General features: G+C 70.8%; 4 protein-coding genes and 2 pseudogenes. 4 read left to right on the top strand and 2 right to left on the bottom strand.

Annotated elements, in window-relative coordinates; all coding sequences use genetic code 11:
* Together ACY5KJ_RS15445 and ACY5KJ_RS15440 are read left to right on the top strand one after the other, a co-directional pair.
* Window positions 1-230 (top strand): annotated as a pseudogene (locus tag ACY5KJ_RS15445) (hypothetical protein); the annotation flags it as partial.
* 844 nt (window positions 231-1,074) lie between these two features.
* Window positions 1,075-1,848 carry a Kelch repeat-containing protein gene (locus ACY5KJ_RS15440; RefSeq protein ID WP_462203662.1) on the top strand — a complete coding sequence of 258 codons (774 nt, stop codon included), beginning with the start codon at window positions 1,075-1,077 and terminating at the stop codon, window positions 1,846-1,848.
* A 76-nt stretch (window positions 1,849-1,924) separates the two neighbouring features.
* On the opposite strand, the gene ACY5KJ_RS15435 is transcribed toward ACY5KJ_RS15440, so the two are convergent.
* Entirely contained in the window at window positions 1,925-2,620 is a 696-nt protein-coding gene (locus ACY5KJ_RS15435; protein WP_462188173.1) for an NAD(P)-dependent oxidoreductase, read from the bottom strand.
* Window positions 2,621-2,860: 240 nt separating this feature from the next.
* Here ACY5KJ_RS15435 and sigJ point away from each other — a divergent pair, with 240 nt between their 5' ends.
* The gene (sigJ, locus tag ACY5KJ_RS15430) at window positions 2,861-3,739 is read left to right on the top strand and encodes an RNA polymerase sigma factor SigJ (protein ID WP_462188172.1); all 879 of its coding nucleotides are present in this window, start codon (window positions 2,861-2,863) and stop codon (window positions 3,737-3,739) included.
* Between the two features lie 80 nt (window positions 3,740-3,819).
* On the opposite strand, the gene ACY5KJ_RS15425 is transcribed toward sigJ, so the two are convergent.
* A complete protein-coding gene (locus tag ACY5KJ_RS15425) occupies window positions 3,820-4,944 on the bottom strand; it encodes an SGNH/GDSL hydrolase family protein (protein ID WP_462188171.1) in 1,125 nt (374 codons plus the stop codon).
* Between the two features lie 272 nt (window positions 4,945-5,216).
* Here ACY5KJ_RS15425 and ACY5KJ_RS15420 point away from each other — a divergent pair.
* Window positions 5,217-5,573 (top strand): annotated as a pseudogene (locus tag ACY5KJ_RS15420) (YncE family protein); the annotation flags it as partial.
* Window positions 5,574-6,006 lie beyond the last annotated feature (433 nt).

Genomic DNA, 6,006 nt, shown 5'->3' with positions numbered 1-6,006 from the left:
CCGGTACCGGCCCGGTCGACGTGCCGAGCGTGCTGGTGGTCGCCGACAAGTTCCCCCCGGTGCTCGGCGGCATCCAGACGTTCGCCTGCCATCTCGCGGCCGGGCTTCCGGCCGACCGGATGGTGGTCGTGGCGCCGGCCGCCCCCGGCTACCGAATGATCACGGTATGGCTGCCGATGGCCCCGTCGGCCTGCGTCCTGGCCCTGTTGGTCCGCCGCGGCCACCTCTGACCCGCGCCACCCACCCCCGTCGGGGGATGGTCCCGCACCGCGTCAGGCCCACTCGTCCCGTCCGGGTGGACCCGCGGGCACCGAACCCAACGGCGATTACTCTTCGAATCAATGGGAATGCACAACGTCGGGATGCACAACGTACAGCTAGTTCTCGCGCGTGCACCGTCATCTGCCCATGCCATCCACCCGTCGGTCAGGGCCGCACCCGCGGTCCTCAGAGGGGGGAGACTTCATGAACTGGTCCCGTACATCACGTCGGTGCGCCTCGCGTGCCTTCGTCCTGACCGCCACGCTGGCAGCAGCCCTGGCCGCGCCGGGGCTGCTCAGCTCGGTGGCCGAGGCGGCAGCACCGACCGGCAGCCCGACGGGCAGATGCCCGTCGCTGCCCCAGATCGCCGGCCCGTTGCAAAGCTGGGAGACGGTTACCGCCCTGCCAGCTCCCCGTGCCCATCTCGCGGCCACCACGGGATGTGACGGACGGATCTATGCGATCGGCGGCCAAGCCGCCGAGACGGGCGCCGGCGGCGGCGCCCCGGGCTCGCCTACGGGGACGCCCACGGCAACGCCCGGCCCGACCGCGTCACCAACCACCACACCAACTTCACCGGCCGCCACACCCACTTCACCGATAGCCACACCCGCATCGCCGACGCAGTCGCCAGCCCCCACCGGGACGCCCGGAAGTTCCGCGACGACATCGACGGTGGGTCCGGCCAGCCTGACCCGGAAGCCGCTGGCCGGATCACCCGGCGCGAGTCCGACCGGTTCACCGACCACGCCCGCATCACCGACGGGCACCGGCTCACCCACGTCGCCACCGGGCGTCGCCGCCCTGACGCCGGTGGGAACGGTCCAGGTCTACGACCCGCGGAAGAACGCCTGGACGGACGCGCCCGATCTGCCGACCGCGCGTACCCATCTCGCCGCCGCGACCGACCTCGATGGCCGGATCTACGCGATCGGCGGCCGGTCCGGCAGCTCGAACCAGCCCACGGACATCGTCGAGGTGTACACCCCGTCCGACGGAAGCTGGTCGGCGGGGAAGCCCCTGCCGAGCGCCATGGGTGACCCGAGCGCGGTCCGCGGCACCGACGGCAGGATCTACGTTCTCGACGCGAAGACCCTGGCGATCTACGATCCCGGCTCGGACAGCTGGTCGACGGCCGGAGCGCCGCCGCCCGCGAACAGGGCTCCGGTCCTGACGGCCCTGCCGGACGGCCGGATCCTGGCCGCCGGCGGCATCGGGGCTGGCGGCGGCTCCGCACAGCGGGCGGCCACCGACGTCTTCGCCTACACACCGGGTTCGGATGCGGCCGAGAAGGGCTCGTGGGCCCAGATGTCCGACCTGCCGGACGGCGTCGCGGGTGCCGCCGGGGCGACCGGCCCCGACGGCCGGGTCTACATCATCGGCGGGCGGGACAGCGCCGGGAACGTCACCGGGGCGGTGCAAGTCTACACCCCGAAGGACGACCGGTGGGCCGCCGGACCGACCAGCTCCCCCTCTACCCGGGCCGGGCATGCCGCGGCGACCGGTGGTGACGGCCGGGTGTACGTGCTGGGTGGAACGTCCAGCACCGGCAAGACACTGAACACCGCCGCCGCACTGAACAAGTAACGAACAACACCACCAGCCGGCGCCGGCCGCCCTGTCCCATGAGGCCGGCGCCGGCCGCCGGCCGCGTTTGCTGAGGTCAGTCCCGCTTGAATGCCTCCCGGCGCAACATCTGAAATAGCGTCGGGGCGCCTTCGCGGGTCGTCACGGCGACCGCCTTGTGCACGAACCGTACCTCGGTCGCCTGTTCGAGCAGGCTCGCGGCCAGGTCCATGCGGCTGGTGAAGATACCCGGCGCCTGGTCCTCGTGAAGCTCGTAGCTCGTCACCCCGGGCGCATCGAACAGACCCGAGGGACGCATGATCGTCCAATCCAGGTTGCTGTCGCGCAGAAGTTCCTCCATGCGGCGCATGTCACGGTAGGTCGTCTTGCCGATCGTCGCGGTGATCAGCGGCTGGAGGACCCGGTTAAGCAGGAAACCGCCATCGGCATGATGATGCGGCTCGGTGGCACTCGAGCTCACCACGACCACTCGCTTGACCCCGTGCCGGAACATCGCCGCAGTGATGTTCCGGATTCCGTCGCTGTAGATGTTGATCGGTTCGCGCGTGAACGGCACGCCAAGCGTCGACAGCACCACGTCGGCTCCTTCGACGGCCCGATCGACGGCCTGGGCGTCGTGCACGTCGGCCCCCACGACGTCGAGCCGTTCGTGCGTAATCGGGAATTCCGCCGGTCGCCTGGTCACCGCGACGACGTCGTAACCGGCGGCCAGCGCCTGCTCGGTCAGCAGCCCGCCGGTCGGCCCGTTCGCTCCGAACACGACAATCCTCATTGCTGCGCTCCTCCTGACCCACGGGTACGCGGATCACCTGCCTGTCGGATGTCCGTCGGATGTCTGTCGGATCCCGCCGGACAGATGTGACCGCCGCGCCCACCGGCCACCGGCTACCAGCCGTCCCCAGGACCCAGACGGGTGGCGTCACGGGGGTGGCCCCGTCACATCGGCGGTGCCGCGTTCGTCAACTGCTCAGGAGAGGCTGGTCCGGAGGGGTGCAAGCGAGGGGTGCAGGCAATGGACGATGCGACGTGGCAGGCCGAGCAGTTCGAGCGCCAGCGCCCGCGGCTGCAGGCGGTCGCGTACCGCATGCTCGGTTCGCTCAGCGAGGCCGAGGACGCCGTCCAGGAGGCATGGCTGCGGCTGAGCCGCTCCGGCGACGAGGCGATCAACAACCTCGGCGGTTGGCTGACGACGGTCGTGGGTCGGGTGTGCATCGACATGCTGCGTGCCCGCCAGGCGCGCCGGGAGGACTTCGTGGGTACCTGGCTGCCCGAGCCGATCGTCAGCGCCGAGGACGGTGACGGCCCGGAGCAGCAGACCGTGCTCGCCGACTCCGCCGGCCTGGCGCTGCTCGTCGTGCTCGAGACGCTCACCCCGTCCGAGCGGCTCGCGTTCGTCCTGCACGACATGTTCGCCGTGCCGTTCGAGGAGATCGCCCCGATAGTCGACCGGACCCCCGCCGCGGCCCGCCAGCTCGCCAGCCGCGCCCGACGGCGGGTGCGAGGCGCCCCGACGGTCCCGGACCCCGACCTCGCCGCACAGCGCAAGGTCGTCGCCGCGTTCCTGGCCGCCGCCCGGGCCGGCGACTTCGACGCCCTCGTCGCGGTGCTCGACCCCGACGTCGTGTTCCGCGTCGACACCGGCTCACGCACCCGGCTCGCGCCCGCGCTGCTCACCGGCTCCGCGGACGTCGCACAGCACACCGCCATCCAAGGCCCCCGCTTCGCGCGGCACTGCCAGCCAGCTCTGGTCAACGGCACCGCCGGGATCGTCGCGCGCACATCGACCGGTGTCATCGCCGTCGCCGGCCTCACCGTGCGCGACGGACGGATCGCCACCATCGACCTGATCCTCGACCCCGACAAACTCCACCGCCTGGTTCTCGCCGACTAGGGGTGTTTTTGACCGGGGTGTTTTTGACAGACCCCCGACAGACCCGGAGACAGTCTCGAATGTGTCAGCCTCGGATGTGGTCAACGGCCGGTGGGAAGGTAGGCGGCGATGATCGCGGTGGCCAGTGCGCGCTGCCCCTGGCCGTTGGGGTGGAACGCGGCGGAGAACGGCGTTCCGAGGGGGTCGACGTCGGGGGGACTGCCTGTACTGCTGCAGAACTCGTGCCCGGCGAAGGCGTTCTCGGTGTCCACGTAGGTCACGCCGGCCGCCCTCGCGGCGGCGCGGATCGTGCTGTTGAGGTCGTGGACGGTCTGGTTGAACCAGGCCGCGTCGGCCGGCTGGATGCGTACCCCCAGCTTCCCGAGGACGCTGACCGGGCACGGGGCCGTCCAGAGTGTCGGGGAACAGCCGGGGATAGCCCAGGACGAGGATCCGTGCCCCGGGGGCGAGGCTGGGGCCCGTCGGATAGCCCGGTAGGTCTCAGTGAGTTGTGGCTGCAGGGTGTTCAGAGCAGTCCCGACGGCCGGTGCGGAGTGCTCCCGGCAGGACGGGAGAAGTGTGGTCACGTGCAGTGCCGCACAGTAGACCGCGATGTCGGCGAAACCGATGTCGTTGCCGCCGACGGTGAGGGTGACCAGTCCGACGGTGTCGGCCGGCCCGTCCAGATAGGTGTCCTGTGGTGGGGTGCCAGGCCCCTGCGACGTGGAGAAGTCCCGGATGCGTGCGCCCGCGCAGGCCCCGAAGGTGAACAGTGGATCAGACGTCGCGGACGGCGGCGGGTCCTTGGTGGCCAGGGCGGCGTGGACGAGAGCCGGGTAGGCGGCGGTCGAGCGTCGGCAGCCACCGAATAGCCGGTAGCTGCCCGGGAGGTAGTCGGCGACGGGGCCGGCTCCGTCACCGGAGGAATACGAGTCACCCAGCGCGACGTAGCGCAGCGCGGTCAGCCTGGTCCGCGAGGATCGTGAACGGCCGGACCGGTCGGTCGCGGTCAACTGGAACACGTAGTTGCCCGGAACCGGGAGGGTCACCGTCGTGTCTGGCGTGTCACCGGCGAACCGGGCCGGGGCCGGTCCCGACAGCATCGTCCACGTTGTGGATGCCGCGGGGCCGGTGACCCGGCCGTGCAGGGCCACCACGCTCAGCCCGACGACTGTGCGCGAGCGTCCGGCCTGCACGGTCACCATCGCCTGCCGCAAACGTGGCACCGTCGTCACAGATGGTTGCGATGTCGCTGCCGCAACGTTCTGTCGGCTACGGGATACATCCGCTGCGCCTGTGTCACGGCAACCCGCGACCGCCACGGCCGCCACCAGGCCCACCACGAGCATGCTCCACCGGCATCGCCCGAGATCGCTACCCGTCATACCGTCATGATGACAGGCCGTGGAGTGGAGTCCACGGATGTGGCGTACGTGGAGTAGCAGTCCTGCGACGCCCAGAGCAGGCCTGCGACACCCCAAAGTGGCGGTCTGTAAATCGGGGCTCCGTGTCGGTCATCTCCTTCACCACCAGGAAGATCGTCGCAAACTGGGCCATCCCCGGCGGCGGGATTCCCGACATGGGCAACGTCAACGCCGACGGGACCCGGCTGTGGCTGTCCGGCCGGCGCAGCAACGTCGTGTACGTGTTCGACACCGGCGGGAACGGCGGGAACGGCGGGCCGGACCCGACGACCGGCCGGCTGTTGACCGAGATCCCGGTGGGCCACGAGCCGCACGGGCTCGCCGTCTGGCCGCAGCCCGGGCGCTACTCCCTCGGCCACACCGGAATCATGCGATACTTCACCGCCGCCCGCGCCGCGACCTTCCCGCGCCACCCCCGATGTCACGCGTAGCTATGACTCCACTACCTCTTGCTGCAACGGTCACGGGAACTCGCCGACGGGAACCGGAAGGCGGATGCGCCAGGCCATGCCCACCGCCGTTCCCCGGCCTCGGCGGACGGTACAGACAACGCGTCTTCCGTGGCCCCCTCGCAGACCTCGTCCCTCCCCGGCACTTCTCTGGCCACCCGCCGTGCGAGCTGTCGCCCGGCGAGCAGACCCTGCCCGGCTGCAAACAGGTCTTCCGCCGGTCCGGCACAAACGACACGATCGGCCTCCGGGACGAGCGTCCACCTTCCCTGGGTGAGCCGCTGCTGCGGCTCGTCATGCAGGGCGGCCGGCGGATCATCGGCCCGGCGACGTTGGGAGAGGCCGCCGCTTCAAGGCCGACCTCGCCGATCTTCCCGCCCCCGCCCGACGGCTGGTCGAACCGGCCGCCCTGCAT

The organism is Frankia sp. CcWB3 (genome assembly GCF_977927595.1).
This window is presented reverse-complemented; position numbering and strand designations above follow the sequence as displayed.

What these genes read in the sequence shown, in the direction of transcription:
- ACY5KJ_RS15435 (WP_462188173.1), bottom strand. Translation starts at nt 2,620, where the DNA reads ATGAGGATTGTCGTGTTCGGAGCGAACGGGCCGACCGGCGGGCTGCTG.
- sigJ (WP_462188172.1), top strand. Translation starts at nt 2,861, where the DNA reads ATGGACGATGCGACGTGGCAGGCCGAGCAGTTCGAGCGCCAGCGCCCG.